Origin of the sequence: Roseovarius sp. M141 (assembly GCF_024355225.1) — a bacterium.
Lineage (GTDB): Bacteria > Pseudomonadota > Alphaproteobacteria > Rhodobacterales > Rhodobacteraceae > Roseovarius.
Window position 1 is genome coordinate 3,545,903 of sequence record NZ_VCNH01000008.1, and the last position, 16,952, is coordinate 3,562,854.

At 62.8% G+C, this 16,952-nt stretch carries 17 protein-coding genes; 12 read left to right on the forward strand and 5 right to left on the reverse strand.

Annotated elements, in window-relative coordinates:
- Nucleotides 1–104: 104 nt before the first annotated feature.
- The 3 genes from dctP to FGD77_RS21310 are packed head-to-tail and all read right to left on the reverse strand — an operon-like array spanning nucleotide 105 to nucleotide 3,055.
- Nucleotides 105–1,193: a TRAP transporter substrate-binding protein DctP gene (dctP, locus tag FGD77_RS21300; protein WP_255013792.1), complete on the reverse strand. Its 1,089-nt coding sequence runs from the start codon at nucleotides 1,191–1,193 to the stop codon at nucleotides 105–107.
- A gap of 27 nt (nucleotides 1,194–1,220) precedes the next feature.
- Complete coding sequence (locus FGD77_RS21305; RefSeq protein WP_255013794.1) at nucleotides 1,221–2,546, reverse strand: TRAP transporter large permease subunit; 1,326 nt, start codon at nucleotides 2,544–2,546, stop codon at nucleotides 1,221–1,223.
- Nucleotides 2,543–3,055, reverse strand: a complete 513-nt coding sequence (locus FGD77_RS21310) for a TRAP transporter small permease subunit (protein ID WP_255013796.1) — start codon at nucleotides 3,053–3,055, stop codon at nucleotides 2,543–2,545. The genes FGD77_RS21305 and FGD77_RS21310 overlap by 4 nt, the downstream gene beginning before the upstream one ends.
- Before the next feature lie 289 nt (nucleotides 3,056–3,344).
- On the opposite strand from FGD77_RS21310, the gene FGD77_RS21315 reads away from it, so the two are divergent.
- Entirely contained in the window at nucleotides 3,345–4,007 is a 663-nt protein-coding gene (locus tag FGD77_RS21315) for a hypothetical protein (protein ID WP_255013798.1), read from the forward strand.
- Nucleotides 4,008–4,010: 3 nt separating this feature from the next.
- Here the strand turns inward: FGD77_RS21315 and FGD77_RS21320 are convergent, their stop codons facing one another.
- Nucleotides 4,011–5,045: a succinylglutamate desuccinylase/aspartoacylase family protein gene (locus FGD77_RS21320; protein WP_255013800.1), complete on the reverse strand. Its 1,035-nt coding sequence runs from the start codon at nucleotides 5,043–5,045 to the stop codon at nucleotides 4,011–4,013.
- A 227-nt stretch (nucleotides 5,046–5,272) separates the two neighbouring features.
- Between FGD77_RS21320 and FGD77_RS21325 the strand changes: the two genes are divergently transcribed.
- The 11 genes from FGD77_RS21325 (at nucleotide 5,273) to FGD77_RS21375 (ending at nucleotide 15,813) form a co-directional block, all read left to right on the forward strand.
- Nucleotides 5,273–5,710 carry a universal stress protein gene (locus FGD77_RS21325; RefSeq protein ID WP_255013803.1) on the forward strand — a complete coding sequence of 146 codons (438 nt, stop codon included), beginning with the start codon at nucleotides 5,273–5,275 and terminating at the stop codon, nucleotides 5,708–5,710.
- A gap of 15 nt (nucleotides 5,711–5,725) precedes the next feature.
- A complete protein-coding gene (locus FGD77_RS21330; protein WP_255013806.1) occupies nucleotides 5,726–7,276 on the forward strand; it encodes a sodium:alanine symporter family protein in 1,551 nt (516 codons plus the stop codon).
- A gap of 123 nt (nucleotides 7,277–7,399) precedes the next feature.
- Nucleotides 7,400–8,683, forward strand: a complete 1,284-nt coding sequence (locus FGD77_RS21335; protein WP_255013808.1) for an ABC transporter substrate-binding protein — start codon at nucleotides 7,400–7,402, stop codon at nucleotides 8,681–8,683.
- Between the two features lie 404 nt (nucleotides 8,684–9,087).
- Nucleotides 9,088–10,380, forward strand: a complete 1,293-nt coding sequence (locus FGD77_RS21340) for an ABC transporter substrate-binding protein (protein ID WP_255013811.1) — start codon at nucleotides 9,088–9,090, stop codon at nucleotides 10,378–10,380.
- Nucleotides 10,381–10,448: 68 nt separating this feature from the next.
- The gene (locus FGD77_RS21345; RefSeq protein ID WP_255013814.1) at nucleotides 10,449–11,318 is read left to right on the forward strand and encodes a branched-chain amino acid ABC transporter permease; all 870 of its coding nucleotides are present in this window, start codon (nucleotides 10,449–10,451) and stop codon (nucleotides 11,316–11,318) included.
- Nucleotides 11,311–12,264 carry a branched-chain amino acid ABC transporter permease gene (locus tag FGD77_RS21350; protein WP_255013816.1) on the forward strand — a complete coding sequence of 318 codons (954 nt, stop codon included), beginning with the start codon at nucleotides 11,311–11,313 and terminating at the stop codon, nucleotides 12,262–12,264. The genes FGD77_RS21345 and FGD77_RS21350 overlap by 8 nt, the downstream gene beginning before the upstream one ends.
- Nucleotides 12,261–13,028: an ABC transporter ATP-binding protein gene (locus tag FGD77_RS21355; protein ID WP_255013818.1), complete on the forward strand. Its 768-nt coding sequence runs from the start codon at nucleotides 12,261–12,263 to the stop codon at nucleotides 13,026–13,028. Before FGD77_RS21350 ends, FGD77_RS21355 begins: the two co-directional genes overlap by 4 nt.
- A complete protein-coding gene (locus FGD77_RS21360) occupies nucleotides 13,018–13,725 on the forward strand; it encodes an ABC transporter ATP-binding protein (protein ID WP_255013820.1) in 708 nt (235 codons plus the stop codon). The genes FGD77_RS21355 and FGD77_RS21360 overlap by 11 nt, the downstream gene beginning before the upstream one ends.
- A complete protein-coding gene (locus FGD77_RS21365; protein ID WP_255013823.1) occupies nucleotides 13,676–14,287 on the forward strand; it encodes a tetratricopeptide repeat-containing protein in 612 nt (203 codons plus the stop codon). The genes FGD77_RS21360 and FGD77_RS21365 overlap by 50 nt, the downstream gene beginning before the upstream one ends.
- Nucleotides 14,288–14,356: 69 nt before the next feature.
- Nucleotides 14,357–15,211 carry an NAD(P)-dependent oxidoreductase gene (locus tag FGD77_RS21370; protein WP_255013826.1) on the forward strand — a complete coding sequence of 285 codons (855 nt, stop codon included), beginning with the start codon at nucleotides 14,357–14,359 and terminating at the stop codon, nucleotides 15,209–15,211.
- Entirely contained in the window at nucleotides 15,208–15,813 is a 606-nt protein-coding gene (locus FGD77_RS21375) for a sugar transferase (RefSeq protein WP_255013830.1), read from the forward strand. The genes FGD77_RS21370 and FGD77_RS21375 overlap by 4 nt, the downstream gene beginning before the upstream one ends.
- Nucleotides 15,814–15,817: 4 nt before the next feature.
- Here FGD77_RS21375 and FGD77_RS21380 read toward each other — a convergent pair whose 3' ends face one another.
- Entirely contained in the window at nucleotides 15,818–16,798 is a 981-nt protein-coding gene (locus FGD77_RS21380) for an NAD(P)H-dependent glycerol-3-phosphate dehydrogenase (RefSeq protein ID WP_255013833.1), read from the reverse strand.
- Between the last annotated feature and the right edge of the window lie 154 nt (nucleotides 16,799–16,952).

The window sequence follows — 16,952 nt, forward strand, 5'->3', positions numbered from 1 at the left end:
GCCTTCAACACCATGTTTTATATAGGAAATATAATGGTCAGGACAGCGAAATCAGCGCCTTACTTGGGAAATGTGGGTTATTAACTCTAAGCCCACAAAACCGCTTACATGCAGTCCTTGATCGTCTGCACGTCCGGTCCGTTCGGTGTCCGACCCAGATTGAACGGCGCGGATGCATCCCGCCACTGGGCGTAGTCGGCCAGATATTCCAGCATCGACACATAGACCTTGGCCGAGTTGGGGTTCTCGCAGGCGACCTCGACGATGACCTCGTTGGCCATTTCCTGCACCTTCGCCAGCGTCTCGTCGTCGTAGCGGTTGATCTCCACCGCTTCGTCGAACTTGGCGTAGGCCTCGGTCGCGCGCTTTTCGGTGAAGGCCAGCGACCACATCATCGTGGCATCGGCCGCGATCTGCAGTTTCTCGCGGGTCTCGTCGCTGAGCGCGTCCCACGATGCCTTGTTGATCATCACGCCGAATACCGACGCCGACTGGTGCCAGCCCGGTGTCGCCCAGTATTTCGTGACCTGCTGGAAGCCGCCCGACCAATCCACGTTGGGGGTGGAGAATTCGGCGCCGTCGATCACGCCGCGCTCCAGCGACTGATAGATTTCGCCGCCGGCCATCGACACCTGATTGCCGCCCAAACGCTCCAGCAGCTTGCCCTGCTCAAGACCCGACAGGCGCAGGCGCTTGCCTTGGAGGTCTTCGAGGTTGCGGATCGGCTCGTTCGTGCGGAAGCCCGATTCGTTGTTGGTCAGGCCGTAGGGCAGATAGACCATGCCGAAATTACCGTAGATCTCGTTATAGATCTCGGCGCCGCCCCATTCCTGGATCCAGTTGGCGTAATCGACCGCGTTGAACAGCGACGGCGTGGTTGCCAGCGCGGAAAACGCCGCATCACGGCCCGCCCAATAGCCCGGCCAGTCAGCGCCGGCCTGAATGGTGCCCGATTCGACCGCGCCAAAGACTTCGCCCGACGGGACCAGCGATCCGCCCTCAAAAAATTCGATGGTCAGCTCGCCCTTGGTCAGCTTGTTGGCCAGGTCGACAAAGTGCTTGTCGGTTTCGATCAGCTCCAGCGACGAGGGCCATGTGGTGGTCATGGTCCAGCTTTCCTGTGCCATCGCCTGCCCCGCGAATGCGGCGGCAGCCGCGGCAGCCGCGGCAGCCAGAATGGTCAGTTTAGTCATGCTTACTCTCCCTTTTGTGGTAGCATTTTATTTGGTGTAGAGGACGCTTGGCAGCCATTCCACCAGCGGCGGAAAGGCGGCGACAAGCAGGCACATCGCCACGATCAGCCCGATAAAGGGCATGACCCCGCGGATGATGTGGCCGGTGCGCACTTCCTTTGGCGCGATGGCGCGTAAGTAGAACAGCGCATAGCCAAATGGTGGCGTCAGGAACGAGGTTTGCAGCACGACCGCCATCAGGACGACGAACCACAGCAGGCTGACGCCCTCCATTTCCTGCACGATGGGCAGGAAGATGGGGAAGGACAGCAGCACGATCCCCGTCCAGTCAAGGAACGCGCCGAGGATGAATACGATGCCCATCATCATGGCGATCAGCAGCCACGGTTCCATATCCAACGCGCGGATGATTTCCTGCGTGGCGCGCAGGCCGCCGGTGATGTTGAACACGCCGGTAAAGGCGGTGGCCCCGACGACGATAAAGAGGATCATCGCAGAGGTGCGCCCGGTCTCCAGCATGGCGCCGTAGAAGGTACGCCAGTGAAACCGGCCGCGCGATATGACGATCAGCAGGGCGAGGCCCGCGCCGATGGCGGACGCCTCGGTCGCCGTGGCGATCCCGGCCAGAAGCGAGCCGAGGATGCCGAAGATCAGCACCAGGGGCGGCAGCGCTTCGATCAGCAGCATGCGGATCAGGGCGGGGCGGCTGATTTTCTCGTCCGGCTCGACCGACGGGGCCAGATCGGGGCGGATGACTGAAATGACGTAGACATAGACCGCGTAACTGAGGCCCAGCAGGATGCCGGGGACCATCGAGCCGGCGAAAAGATCGCCGACCGTCAGCGGCGAATAGCTGGCCATCAGAATCAGCATGATCGACGGCGGAATCAGGATACCTAGGCAGCCGGAGGCCGCGATCACGCCAGTCGTGAGCGTCGGTGCATAGCCGTATTGCAGCATGGGCCGCAGGGCCATGACGCCCATCACGGTGATCGATGCGCCGATGATGCCGGTGGTCGCCGCCAGCAGGATCGAGATGAACACAACCGCCAGCGCAAGCCCGCCGCGCACATTGCTCATCAAGAGGCGCAGCGCCTCGAACATTCGGTCGGTGACGCCGGAATCCGACAGGAACCGTGCCATCAGCACGAATAGCGGGATGGCGATCAGCGTGTAATTATCCAGCACGTCGCCGAATATGCGGTTGATGACGATGCCCAGTACCATGGTCTTGCCGGCGATGACGGCGGTCAGCACCGCCGTGCCGCCCAGCACCAGGGCCAGCGGGTGGCCCATGAACAGGCCCAGCACCAGCAGGCCGAACATCAGGAGGGCGATTAGCTCGGGGTTCATTGCAGCACCTCCTCAGAAGTCGTGTCGACGTCGAGGATGATTTTCAACACCTCCGCGATGCCCTGAATCAGCAGCAGGGCTGCCGCAACGCACATTGCCATCTTCAGCGGGTAGACCGGCATCTGAATTGCGCCATAGGTCACCTCGCCCTGATTCCACGACTTCATCGCGAAGTCCCAGGAGCGGGTGGTGAACACGTAGGTGAACGGGAAAAAGAAGATGACGTAGCCCAGCACTTCGATGATGCGCTGCCAACCCCGGCTGAAGCGTTCGGTCAGGATATCGACGCGCACATGCGCCTTGTGGCGCAGCGCATAGCCGCCCAGCATCACGAAATAGAACCCATACAGTTGTTTTGAGATATCAAAGGCCCAGCGCGTGGGGTCGTTGAACGCATAGCGCATGACCACATCATAAATGATGATGGCCGCAAAGAGGATTGCCACAACCGCGACAATGCGGCCGACAACCTCGTTCAGGGCATCGATTGCCCGGATTATGATCAGCATTTATGGTCCACTTTTATCTCCCCTTTGGCGGTTCGGCCTCTTCTGGGCCGTTTGTCATGGCGGATCGGGCTTGCGCGGTCCCGTATGCGACACGCTACGGGGCGCGCGCATGCGTCGCGCCATTCGGGCAGTCTTGTTCTTTCCGGTCGTGATTGCAAGGTGGGGCGTATTTCTACTCGGGCTGCCCTCGGGGCAGGCACCGGTGGCGCCGTGGGCCGTGCGATTGGCCTTGATGCAGGGGGCGCGCTGGCCTATCTGCTGCGATGAATTGCACTGCAAGGGACGCGCCATGAGCCTTATCCGCAAATGCGACACCGCGATGATGACCGCCATCGGGTTGATCCTGATCGCCACCGTCATTCTGGGGCTGGCCAACCCGTCGTTTTTCACGCTCGTGTTCGCCGCCGAGGATGGGCCGGTGGAATACGCCACTGCCCTGTTCCTGCTGGTGGCAAGCATTGTTCTGGCGTCTCACGCGCTGTCACTGTGGCGCAGTGGGCGGCGCGGGGCGGCGCTCTTTACGGTCGTATATGCGCTGATGTTCTTCATGGCGGCCGGCGAAGAGGTGTCCTGGGGTCAGCGGATCATCGGATGGGAGTCCGGCGAATTTTTCCAGCAGAACAACAAGCAGGACGAAACGAACCTGCACAACCTGATGGTCGGTGACGTGCATCTGACCAAATCGCTGTTCGGCCCGGTGCTGACGGTCTGTATCCTGCTGTACCTGGTCGGGCTGCCGCTGATCTACCCCAAGGGCGGGCGCATCGCCGCGCTGGCCGACCGCATGGCCGTCCCGGTGCCGTGGCTGAAGCATGCCGCCATCGCGCTGGTGGCCAGCATCATCATCGCCGTGCTGGACGCGGACCGCAAATGGGAGGTCTACGAGCTGGTCTTCAGCATGCTGGTCGTGTCCATCTTCTTGCTGCCGCAGAACCCCTCAAAGACACGCTGAGCGCTACAGGATCTCGTCCTCGTCAAACAGCGGCGCCGCATCCATCTGGGCGGTGACACCATCGGCTGCCGCCTCACCGCGCAGGGTGCTGGCGACGTGGAACAGCGCCTCGCCCTCATAGACCACGGGCATGTTGCTGCGCCCGATGACGATGCCGGCCTCATCGCAGATCACTTCCTCCTCCACTTCTCCGAAGGGGTCGGAAATGGCACCCAGCACCGTGCCTGCCTCGACCGCGTCGCCGGTGGCGCGGTAGCTGCGAAACAGCCCCCCGACCGGCGCGCGGAACCAGCGCGAGCCCGCGCACATCACCGTCGCGGCCCGCGCCTTTGGCACGCCCTTTTGCCCCACCATGCCAAGGCTTTGCATGACGCGCAGGATACCGGCCATGCCCGAACGCGCGGCCAACTCGTCAAAGCGCAGCCCCTCGCCGGCCTCGAACAGCAGCACGTCGACGCCGGCCTCTTCGGCGGCCATGCGCAGTGATCCCTCGCGCAGCTTGGAATTCAGCATCACCGGCGCGCCAAAGGCGCGGCCCAGCGTGGCAATCCTGTCATTGCCCGGCGTGAGGCGGATCTGCGGCAGGTTGCTGCGATGGATCGCCGCCGAATGCAGGTCGATCCCGACATCGGCGCGCAGCACCACCTCGCGCATGAAGATATCGGCCAGCCGCGACGCCATGGACCCCGTCGCCCCGCCCGGAAAGCAGCGGTTCAGATCGCGCCGGTCCGGCAGGTAGCGTGCATTATTGAGGAATCCGTAGGTATTTACGATGGGCACCGCCAGCAGCGTGCCGGCCAACGACTTCATCGGTGACGTGCGCAGCAGGCGACGGACGATCTCGACCCCGATCACCTCATCGCCATGGATCGCGGCGGAGACAAACATGACCGGGCCGGGCCTGCGCCCGTGAATCACATGCACAGACAGGGTGACGGGGGTGTGATCGGACAGGGTGCTGACAGGAATTTCGACGGTCTCGCGCGCACCCGGCGCGATGGCGTGGCCTGAGATCTCAAACGGTTTATTGTCCGACATAGGCCCTCCGCTACGGCGACAGTTTCAGGACGTATGCGGTTTTCGCCCGCCTGTCTATGCGCGCCTCATCGTGATCCTTGGACAATAAAACAAGACCACGAAGTAAATTTATCTGCTACGCTTCGATCATTCTGCCGCTTCCGACCCTCCAAGATGCGCCGATAGACGCGCCACGGCAGGTCCGGAACCATAGGCGCGCAGAGATAAAACCGGGAGGAGACAGAATTATGACGACGAAACTGGTGGTGGGCCTTGATGGCCACACCTCGGGCAAACGGGCGCTGGAATACGCGAAACGTTTGGCCGAACTGATCGGAGATTGCGAACTGGTAGTGGCCTACATCATCGAATGGTCCCCCTTTTCGTTCCAGACAGCCGAGGAGAACGAAGCGCGCCACAAGCGCCGCGAAGAAGAGACCCAAACCGCGCTGAGCCGGGTGGTCAACCCTGCGGTCGAAAGCCTGAGCGGCAGCGGCATGAAAGTCCGCGGCGTCGTGCGCCACGGCGATGTGTCTGACGCGCTGATCGCTATCTCAACAGAAGAGCAGGCCGAGCAGATCATCGTCGCGCGCACATCCGAGGGCGGCTTTGCCAAGCGGCTCTTTGGTAGCTCCACCTCCAACCTCGTGATGAGCTCGCCAGTGCCCGTCACGGTCGTCAGCTGAGAAGGGATCTCAGACATGAATGTATTTCAAAAGGCACTACTTGCCGCAGCGGCCGTTGCCGCCCCGATGAGCGCCATGGCGCAGGAGGCGGTAACCCTGGACCAGAAGGTCAACGCGGCCTTCGCCACCGCCACCGGCCCCTTCGTAAACCTGATCTTTGCGCCGTTCCCCGGCACAGCCTTTCCATGGATCGTGCTGTGGCTGGTGGTCGGCGCCACGGTTTTCACCCTCTATTTTGGCTTTGTGCAGTTCCGGTTCTTCGGGCATGCGATCAAGCTGGTCAAAGGCGACTATTCCGACCCCAATGACGCGGGCGAGGTCAGTCACTTTCAGGCGCTGACAACGGCGCTGTCGGGCACAGTGGGTCTGGGCAATATCGCTGGCGTCGCGGTGGCCGTAGGTATCGGGGGACCGGGAGCGACATTCTGGATGATCCTCGCGGGGCTTCTGGGCATGGCGTCGAAATTCACCGAATGTACGCTGGCCGTGAAGTACCGCAACGAATATCCCGACGGCACCGTATCGGGCGGCCCGATGTATTACATGAAGAAGGGCTTTAGTGAGCTGGGCCTGCCCGGTGGCGGGTTTTTGGCGATCGTGTTCTCGATCTTCTGCATCCTCGGCTCGCTGGGCGGCGGCAACATGTTTCAGGCCAATCAGGCACATGCGCAGATTGCCGGCATCGTCGGAGATTTTCCGGGCTGGATCACCGGCGTGGTGTTCGCGGGTGTCGTATTCGCCGTCATCGTCGGCGGCATCAAATCCATCGCGCAGGTCACCGAAAAAGTGGTGCCTTTCATGGGCATCCTCTATGTCGGTGCGTCGGTCGTCATCATCGCGATGAACTACCACCTGATCGGGTGGGCCTTCGGCCAGATATTTGCCGGGGCCTTTACCGGGCTTGGGATTGCGGGCGGCTTTGTCGGCGCGCTGATCCAGGGTTTCAAGCGGGCGGCGTTCTCCAACGAGGCCGGCGTCGGCTCGGCTGCGATCGCCCATGCGGCCGTGCGCACGAAAGAGCCGATTACCGAAGGCTTCGTGTCGCTTCTCGAGCCACTGATCGACACCGTCGTCATCTGCACGATGACCGCGCTGGTCATCACCATCTCGGGTCAGTTGCTGATCGATGAAGGCACCGGCAACTACATCCTGAACGAGGCCGGCACGGCAATCGCCACCGTCGGAGACACGTCGGGCGTTGCGCTGACGTCAGCGGCATTTGGATCAGCCATCAGCTGGTTCCCGTATGTTCTGGCCATCGCGGTGGTTCTCTTCGCCTTCTCCACCATGATCTCGTGGAGCTATTACGGTCTGAAGGCGTGGACCTACCTCTTTGGCGAAGGCAAGGGGGCCGAACTGACGTTCAAGGTGATCTTCTGCATCTTCATCGTGATCGGCGCGGCGGCCAATCTGGGGCCGGTCATCGACTTTTCGGATGCGGCGATCTTTGCGATGGCGGTTGTCAACATCTTCGCGCTCTACTTCATGATGAAGCTGGTCCGCCGCGAGCTGAACTCCTACTCCGCGCGGTTGAAGTCCGGCGAGATCAAGGTGTTCGTTCACTGAGACCAACCAGACCTGAGAACATGAAAGTGCCCGCATATTTGTGCGGGCGCTTTTTTGAGTATTTAGGGAACATTGAAAGATCTTGCGCGACAGCCGGGCGCGGGCACTGGTAGGGTTCGCGTCATGACAGGATCTAGTTTTGCCCATCGCCTTGCCGTGCGCAGCGCCCTGCCCCGCCTGAGCGCAGGCGTGCGGGACGTGGTCAATATCGGCTTTCTGGGGCCGCTCAGCGGCCCCGTCGAGAGCTGGGGACTGCCCGGCCTGAACGGCGCGCGCATCTGGGAGGATTGGCTGAATGCGGCAGGCGGCCTGCTGATCGACGGGCAGCGGCACCCCGTGCGCATCCATGCGTTCGACTGCGGCTATGATCCCGACCATTCGATGAAGGGTGCGCGGCTGATGGTGCAGCGCCATAACGTGGCGCTGCTGATGATGCTGGGGGGCGACACGTTCACGCCGGTGCGCGACTTCCTGATGCGCTCCAAGGTTTTGACCTCGACGCTGCTGCCGTCAGATCTGACGCCCGATACGCCGTTGCTGATCGCGCCCAGCGAGCTGCATCCGATCTACACGGTGACCGGCGTCGACTGGCTGTCACGGGCGCGGCCCGAATTGAAGACGGCGGCGATTTGCAGCCAGACCAATGCGCTGGGTCTGCCGTCGCTGGCCACCTACCGCGCCGCGTTCAAGGCGGCGGAGATCGATCTGATCAAGGAAATTCAATATCCTCCCGATCAGACGGACGCCGCCGCCATCGTCGACGCGATGCTGGAGGACGCGCCGGACATCCTGTGCTGGTCCACAAGCTATACGCCGATGGTGCATGCCCTGACCGAGTACGCACATGCCAAGGGGTTCGGCGGGCAGATCCTGTCCTGCACGCTGGACAATTACCCGGCACTGGTCGCGCGCACCTCGCCCGAATTCATCGAAGGGACGGTGTTTCAGTTCCCCGATTTCGACGATCCGATGCTGTGCGAAAAGGCGTTCTTCTTTAACCAGCCAGACAAGTTCTTTGAGGAATACGAGCGCCGCTTTCCGGGCAGCTGGAGCGCGGTCAGCTGGGAATATGTCGCCACGCTGGAAATCTGGCAGGCCGCTGTCGAAAAGGCGGGCAGCCTTGCGCCGACATCGGTGCTGGCCGCGATGAAGCAGCTGGGACAGGTCACGCACGCCTTTGGTCCGGCGCAATGGTGGGGCGACGAGATGTTCGGCATCTCGAACGCGCTGGTCGGCGACTGGCCCGTAGTGACGGTGCAGGGCGGCAAGGCGCGCATCACCGAGTTCGGCTCGATCCCCGCGTGGCTGGACCGCCATGGCGACCTGCTGAAGCGCGAGATGTCGGATCTGGGGCAGCTATGGGAGCAGCGGCTGGCGAGTGGCGGCTGGACGTTTTCCGAGACGTAATCTAGCGACGCAATTGGCAGATTCTGTGCCGGGCCGGGAGTCTACACCGCCCGATCATGGCATCGAGGCGGATCTGACCGGCGATTTCGGTATAAAAATTGGTCCACCGGGCGCGACCACCTGCGGCAGCGCCGCAGCAGGTTAAGCTCCTAAATTTGCTGGCTTAAATGGAGTACTAATTTCACCACCCGCAACCGAGACGCACAATTGGTTCAATTTTATGGACCGAAATGAAACAAAGTTTCTTGCCCGATGAACCAACCCCCTGTTACGCTTTGCCTGAGATCGGCGCGAACTGACCCTTGGACCTGCCCGGTGCGATGACACGCCCGGCGCCTGAGCGCATCCCGATCTCCAAGATATGCGCCGCGCCAAATCTGCGGCCTCAACACGGGAGAATTTCGATGATTTCCAAGCTTATGGCCGCCGGACTATCGCGCCGTACCTTTCTAAAAAGCACCGCCATCACCGCCGTCGGCGCCAGCCTGCCCAGCATGTCGCTGGCCGCAGGCGAGCCGATCAAGATCGGCTTTCTGGCGCCACTGACCGGCGCCGTTGCTGCCTGGGGCAAGCCCGGTCTCGACGGCTGCCAGATCTGGGCCGAGCGGGTCAATGCCGCCGGCGGGATCGAGCTGTCCGACGGCAAGCATCCCGTGGAATTTGTCAGCTACGATAACGAATATGACCCCGCCAAGGCACGCACCGGCGCGACCAAGATGATCCGCGAGGATGGCGTCAGCTTTATCATGATGCTGGGCGGCGACACATGGCCCGGCGTTCAGCCCGTCGCGGACAAGACCGGGATGTTGTTTTCCACGCTGCTGCCGTCTGACCTGAGCCCGGACAGCACCACGCTGCTGGCTCCTGCCGAGGTGCACCCGATCTATCTGGTGACCGGCGTCGATTATCTGGCCGACACCTATCCCGACGCGAAAACCGCCGTGATCTGCGCGCAGGACGACGCGTTGGGCCTGCCCTCGGTCGCGACCTATCTGGCCGCCTTCGAGGCGCGCGGTATCGAGGTTCTGGGAGAGCCGCTGCTGTTCGACCCGGCAACGACCGATTTCGCGCCCATCGTCACGCGCATGCTGTCCAGTAATCCCGATATCATCTGCCTTGATACTTGCTATTCGGACTATGTCCATCCGATCTGCGAGCAACTGTTCCAGCAGGGTTACGCAGGCAAGCTGATCAGCGCGACGGCGGATTTCTATGATCAGATGATCGCCAAGACGTCCAAGGAATTCATGGAAGGCTTCATCTTTCAGTTCCCCGATTTCGACGATCCGGCGCTGGCGGGCGACAACATCAATTTCGAGGATGCGAACGGGTTTTACGAGGCCTACGCCGAACGTCATCCCGGCGAATGGGGCGCGGTCAGCTGGGAATATGCATCGATCATGGACCTGTGGAAGGCCGCCGCCGAAAAGGCCGGCAGTGCCGATCCCGATGCCGTCATGGCCGCGATGAAAGAAGGCGGCACAGGCAAGCATGCCTTTGGCGACGCCAAGTGGTGGGGGACCGAGCTGTTCGGGATCGACAACGCGCTGGTCGGTGACTGGCCCGTCGTCGTGATCGAGAATGGCAAGGCCGTCATCAAGGGGTTCAAGTCGATCCCCGACTGGTATGATCAGCACGGCGACCTGCTGATCAAGCACATGCAGACCTATAACCAGATGTACGATCAGCGCGGCTGATCGCATATTCGCGGCGCGGGGCGATTGTCCCTGCGCCGCATCCTCCCCCTCTTCGAAAGTGTACTCCTATGCTGGATCTTTTGGCCCAGACAGGCCTGAATGCCATCTATGCGGCAAGCTATATCTCGCTCGTTGCGGTTGGCCTTGTGCTGATCTTCGGCGTGATGGGCGTGATCAACTTCGCCCATGGCGAGCTGTTCATGGCCGGCGCCTATGTCGTCGTCGCCGTCTACGCGGACATGCATCTGCCGTTCTTCATTGCCGTCGTCGTCGGGCTGCTGTTCGTCGGCTGTCTGGGCCTTCTGATGGAGCGGGCGTTGTTCAGACCGCTGCGGGATAATCCGCTGGGCGGGCTGGTGGCCTCCATCGGGTTCCTGATGATCCTTCAGGCACTGGCAAGCATGGGGTTCGGCGTGCGGATGGAGTTCATCCCGCCGGTCACGCAACATGTGATCTGGTTTACGGACAGCATCAGCATACCACTGGCGCGCGTCTATGTGATCGTCGCTGCCGTGCTGTTGCTGTCGGCGCTGTGGTATTTCCTGAAACGCACACGGTTTGGATGGGCGCTGCGCGCCTCGGCGCAGGATCCGCAAGCGGCCGAATTGCAGGGCATTTCCATCGCCCAGACCGCACGGATCGCCATGTTCATCGGTGCGGGGCTGGCGGGCATCGCGGGCGCACTGACCGCGCCTTTGGTATCGGTCAATCCGCATATGGGCCATTCGGTGATCGTGACGGCGTTCATCGTCATCATCGTTGGCGGTGTCGGATCGCTGGAGGGGGCGATCATCGCATCGGTCGTCTATGCTTTCGTGCATACGTTCGTCACCACGTTCTACGGCGGCGTCATCGCCGATATCACCGGGCTGTCGCTGATGCTGCTGGTCCTGATCGTCAAACCGACTGGCCTGTTCGGGAGTGCGGATCGTGCTTAAATTTCTGATCTGGCCTGTCGCGGCCATCGCGCTGATCGCCCTGCCCCACGGGCTCAGCTTTTCGCAGCAGGAAATCCTTGTTTTCCTGACCATCAACATCCTTCTGGTATCGTCCTACCGCCTGCTGACGCTGACCGGAGAATGGTCGCTGGCGCATGTGGTCATCATGGGCGTGGGGGCCTATGCCAGCGCCCTCCTGACCAAAGAGCTGGGGGTTTACGTGCCCATCTCGATGCTGCTGGGCGGGGTCGCGTCGGCCCTGATCGCCGTACTGCTCAGCTTTCCTCTGTTTCGCATGAAGGGCTTCTACTTCCTCATCGGCAGCTTTGCCGCGGGCGAGATCATCCGCCTTCTGTGGAAGCATTTCCGCGAGCCCTTCGGCGGCGCCAAGGGGATCAAGGGGATCGACCCGATGCCGGATTTCAGCATCGGGATCTACGATTTCGACTTTTTCGAGCCGGTCAGCTATTTCTACTTTGCCGGTTTCATCGTCATCATCTGCCTGTGGATCCTGTGGCGGATCGAACGCAGCCCCGTCGGCCTGACCTTCCACGCCGTCCACTGGCAGGACAAGCTGGCCGAGGCGTCGGGCGTCAACCTGCGCGCCTACCGGACGCTGGCCTTTGCCATTGCCAGCGGATTTGCGGGTATCGCCGGCGCGCTGCTGGCGCATTACATTGGTACGATCAATCCGGGCAGCTTTGATCTGGATTACATGGTATTCGTGCTGACATGGGCCATCGTCGGCGGCACCGGCACCTTCTATGGTCCGATACTGGGCTGCGTCGTGCTGACCATCCTCAACGAGGTCGTGCTGCGCGAGATGGGCTTTGAGCAGCTGCGCCCGCTGATCTACGGCGCGATCCTGATATGCTCGATCCTGTTTTTGCCCAACGGTCTGGAAAGCATCGTCCAGAAATTCACCAAACGGAGAGCCAAGCCATGAGCCAGTTTTTGCAAGTCGAAGATCTGACCATGCGCTTTGGCGGTCTGGTCGCGGTGGATGCGCTGAATTTCTCGGTCGATCATGGCACGATCCATGGGTTGATCGGCCCCAATGGCGCGGGCAAGACCACGACATTCAACATGATCTCGGGCTTCTACACACCGACCAGCGGCAGGGTGCTGCTGCGCACCGAGGATATATCGGGCCTCAAGATGCACGAGGTCGCACGGCGCGGCGTCGTGCGCACCTTTCAGCACTCGACCCTTTTTGCTGAACTGACGGTGTTGGAAAACGCGCTGATCGGCACGCATATGCCGTTTCGCCCGAACATCTTTGCCGCGATCGTCGGTTGGGACCGCGAGGATCGCCATGGCGCCGAGGCGCGCGCCCGCGAGGCGCTGGAATTCTTCGGTCTGGATCACCTTGTCACCGAACGCGCCGGTGATCTGAGCCACGGCCATCAGCGTGCGCTGGGTATGGCGATCGCCTATGCCAGCCACCCAGACCTGATGCTGTTGGACGAACCGTTCACCGGCATGAACCCCGAGGAGACCCGCCAGATGATGGACCTCATGCGCCGCTTGCGCGAGGCCGGCACGACCATCCTGCTGGTCGAACATGACATGCAGGCCATCATGGGCCTGTGCGACAAGATCACCTGCATGAGTTTCGGCAAATTCCTGGCCGAGGGCAACCCCAAGGAAATCCGCAACCACCCCGCCGTGATCGAAGCCTATCTGGGGGGTGCCCGCCATGTTGCTTGAGATGACCGGCATTTCCGTGAACTACGGCAAGATCAACGCGATCCGAGATATTTCGATTGCGGTGCCCGAGGGCAAGATCGTCACCATCATCGGCGGCAATGGCGCGGGCAAGACGACGACCCTGCGCGCGATGTCCGGCATGGTGCCGATCACCAAGGGCGAGATCACGTTCGAGGGCAAGCGTATCGACGGACTGCCCGCCTCCAAGGTGGTCGCCCACGGCATCGCCCATGTCCCCGAGGGGCGGCGCATTTTCCCCCAGATGACGGTCGAGGAAAACCTGCGCACCGGCGCGTTCCTGCGGCGTGACAAGGACGGGGTCGAGAACGATCTGGAAGATGTCTTTAAACGGTTCGAGCGTCTGCGCGAGCGGCGCACCCAGCGCGCACAGACCATGTCGGGCGGCGAACAGCAGATGCTGGCGATCGGTCGCGCGCTGATGTCAAAACCCCGGTTGCTGCTGATGGACGAACCGTCGATGGGCCTTGCCCCCGTCATCGTCGAGGAAATCGCCGTGATCATCGAAGAAATCAATGCGCAGGGCCTGTCGGTTGTGCTGGTCGAACAGAATGCCGAACTGGCGCTGGAACTGGCGGATTACGCCTATGTATTGGAAACCGGCAATTGCGCGATGGAGGGCCCCGCCCATGAGCTACACGATAACGAAACCGTACGTGCCGCGTATCTGGGCATTTAAGCGCAGCGATCCCGACTGGCAATTGGCGCAGAACTCCGGCTGGACCCGCGCCGACCTGATGTGGGAACGCCTGATGGAGGCCGGGAACGAGGCGTTTTGCGCCGGGCAGATGCCGCGCGCCGGGCGCCTGTTCTTCTGCGCCGACGCGCTGGCGCGGGGGCGGTTCGATGCCGCCGACCTGCGCCGCGCAACCGCACCGGCAGCACGCGCCATGGTGCGGATGGCGCAGGGCAAGGATGCAGGCGCGCTGATCGCCTTGGCGCGGCAGGGCTGGCAGGTTGCCCCCGTCGCCGTCGCGGATATGGACATTCGCCCGCGCATCAGATCCTCGCTGTTCCATCTGCGGCTGGAGGCCAAGCATCGCGGGCAATATCAGGATAATCTGCGCCTGCGCCTTGGCCGTATCACCGAGGAAACGCGCGAGACGCTGGCGCAGATGGACGGCGACGGCACACGCCACCGCCACTTCGCCCGCTGGCGCGGCGAAAAGCCGACCGTCTTTGACGGCACGCGCAAGGTGCTGGCCGCCGCACTGCTGATCCCGGACGCGCCGCCGCGCTAGCGAGGCCCACTGGCGCGCCCCGCAATTTTCGCTAGAGTGCCGCAGGTGAAAACCCGGAGGGCAAGGCGCGTGGCAAGGGACGATCTGAGGGTACTGGTCATCGGCGGCACTGGCCGCGTGGGCCGTATGCTGCGCCGCCATTGGGACAGCGCGCCGCCGCGCGGCATTGCGTTGTCCTGGCAGTCACGGGACGCCAGCGGCACAATCCAGTGGGAGGCAGCGGATGGCGCGGAGGCGCTGGCCACGCATGGCCCCGTCGACCGGCTGCTGATACTGGCCGGTGTCACCCCTGCCGAGGATGCGGATCTGGACCAGAACGCGGTAATCGCACGCGCCGCGATCGAGGCTGCGGCGCAAATGGATGTGGCGCATGTTCTGCTCGCCTCCAGTTCGGCGGTCTACGGCACCGCCAGCGCCCGACCCTACACCGAAGCAGACGCCCCCGACCCCGCCAGCCCCTATGCCACGGCCAAGCTGGAGGCCGAGCGCGCCGTGCTGAAGGCAGGCAACCCGCCCGCCTGCGCCCTGCGTATCGGCAATGTGCTGGGCGCCGACGCGCTGATGGTGAACGCGGCACGCGCCAGCGATGCGCACCCCCTTGCGCTGGACCGGTTCAGCGACGGCAACGGCCCGCTGCGCAGCTATATCGGCCCCGCCACGCTGGCGCAGGTGCTGGAGACATTGCTGCACAAAGGCCCGGCCCTGCCCGATGTGCTGAATGTCGGGGCGCCCGCACCCATCGCCATGCAGACCCTTCTGGAAGTCAGCGGCACGCCCTATGTCATGCGCCCCGCGCCCCCGGATGCCGTGCAGAACATCACCCTGGATTGCAATGCGCTGGCGGGTTTGCACACATTCCCTGACGGCGCCGCGAACGCCGGCTCCATGCTGGATGAATACCACCGGGTCAGGGACGCAAAATGACGCCTTTCAAACGGTTTTTCGACATCATTTCGGCTATCGTGCTGGGCACGGTGCTGCTGCCCGTGATGATCGTCGTCGCAGCGATGATCCTGCTGCGCGACGGACGGCCGATATTCTATGTGGCCGAGCGGATGAAGACGCCGACGCAGGCGTTTGGCCTGATCAAGTTCCGCACGATGCGCCCCGTCATCGGCGACAGCGGCGTGTCGGGCGGCGACAAGCGCAGCCGCCTGACCCGCACCGGCGGGATGCTGCGGGCCAGGCGGCTGGACGAATTGCCCCAGATCCTGAACGTGCTGAAGGGCGATATCAGCCTCGTCGGCCCCCGCCCGCCCCTGCGTGTCTATGTCCAGCGGTTCCCGCAGATCTATGCGCGGGTGCTGCAATCGCGGCCCGGCATCACCGGGCTTGCCACGCTCTATTTTCACGAGCACGAGGAATTCCTGCTGGCCTCTTGCCGGGATGCCGCCGAGACCGACCGCGTCTATGCGGGCCGCTGCGTGCCGCGCAAGGCAAAGATCGACCTGATCTATCAACGGAACAGATCGTTCTGCTATGACTGGGAAATCATGTTGAAAACTGTGTTCCGCCGCCTGCGCTAAAGCGTCAAAATTCTTCCTTCACCGGGCGCGACAGCAGGGCCTCCACCGCGTCCTTGGGGGCGATCTCGCCCGCGATCAGGCGGCGGGTGGCTTGCAGGATTGGCGCGCTCACGCCATGCTCTTGGGCGATGTGCCCGGCGATCTGCACCGTCGCCGCGCCCTCGGCCAGCGGGCGCCCGGTCAGATCCTCGCCCCGGCCCAGCGCCATGCCATAGCCGAAATTGCGCGATTGCGGCGACGAACAGCTGAGCATCAGATCGCCAAAGCCCGACAGGCCCAGATATGTCTCGGCCTGCCCGCCCATCGCGGCGCCAAGGCGGCGCAGCTCGACAAAGGCGCGGGTGATCAGCGCGGCCTTGGCGCTTTCGCCAAATCCAAGCCCGATAACGACGCCCGCCGCGATGGCATAGACGTTTTTCAGCGCGCCGCCCGTTTCGACCCCGGTCATGTCAGCGCTGGCATAGGCGCGAAAACTGTCCGAACTCAGTGCGCGGCACAGATCCAAGGCAGCCGCCTCGTCCCCAGCCGCCAGGGTCACGGCAGTCGGCTTGCCCTGCGCCACATCGGTGGCAAAGCTGGGGCCGGACAGAACGGCCTGCGGATGATCCGGGCAGATATCGGCAATGACGCGGCTGAGGGGCAGCCCAGTGCCCAGCTCGATCCCCTTGGCTGTGTTGATCAGCGTCGCGCCCGGCGCGATCAGCGGTGCAAGCGCGGGCAGCGCGGCGCGCAGACTTTGCGCCGGAATGGCCAGAATGACGGTGCCTGCGCGGCCCAGCACACCCGGATCGGTCGCGGCCTCGATCCTGTCGGGCAGGCTTATGCCCGGCAAGTAGCGCGGATTGCACCGGTCCGTGTTCAGCGCCTCGGCAACGCTGGAATCGCGGCACAGCAGCACCGCGTGCTGCCCTGCCCGCGCCGCCACGCAGGCCAGCGCCGTGCCCCAGGCGCCGCCACCGACAACGACCACTGTGTTATCCGTCATGCTGAATTCCGCCCGTCCCGTGCCGTTGTGTTCGGCGCCCATACTAGCGCCGCGCCTTGGCAGGGGCCACGCATATATCGCGCCCGGTTATCGCGCCCGGTCAATGGCAACGTGGTCATACCAGTGTCGAACCTCACACAACCGGGCAGGTTTA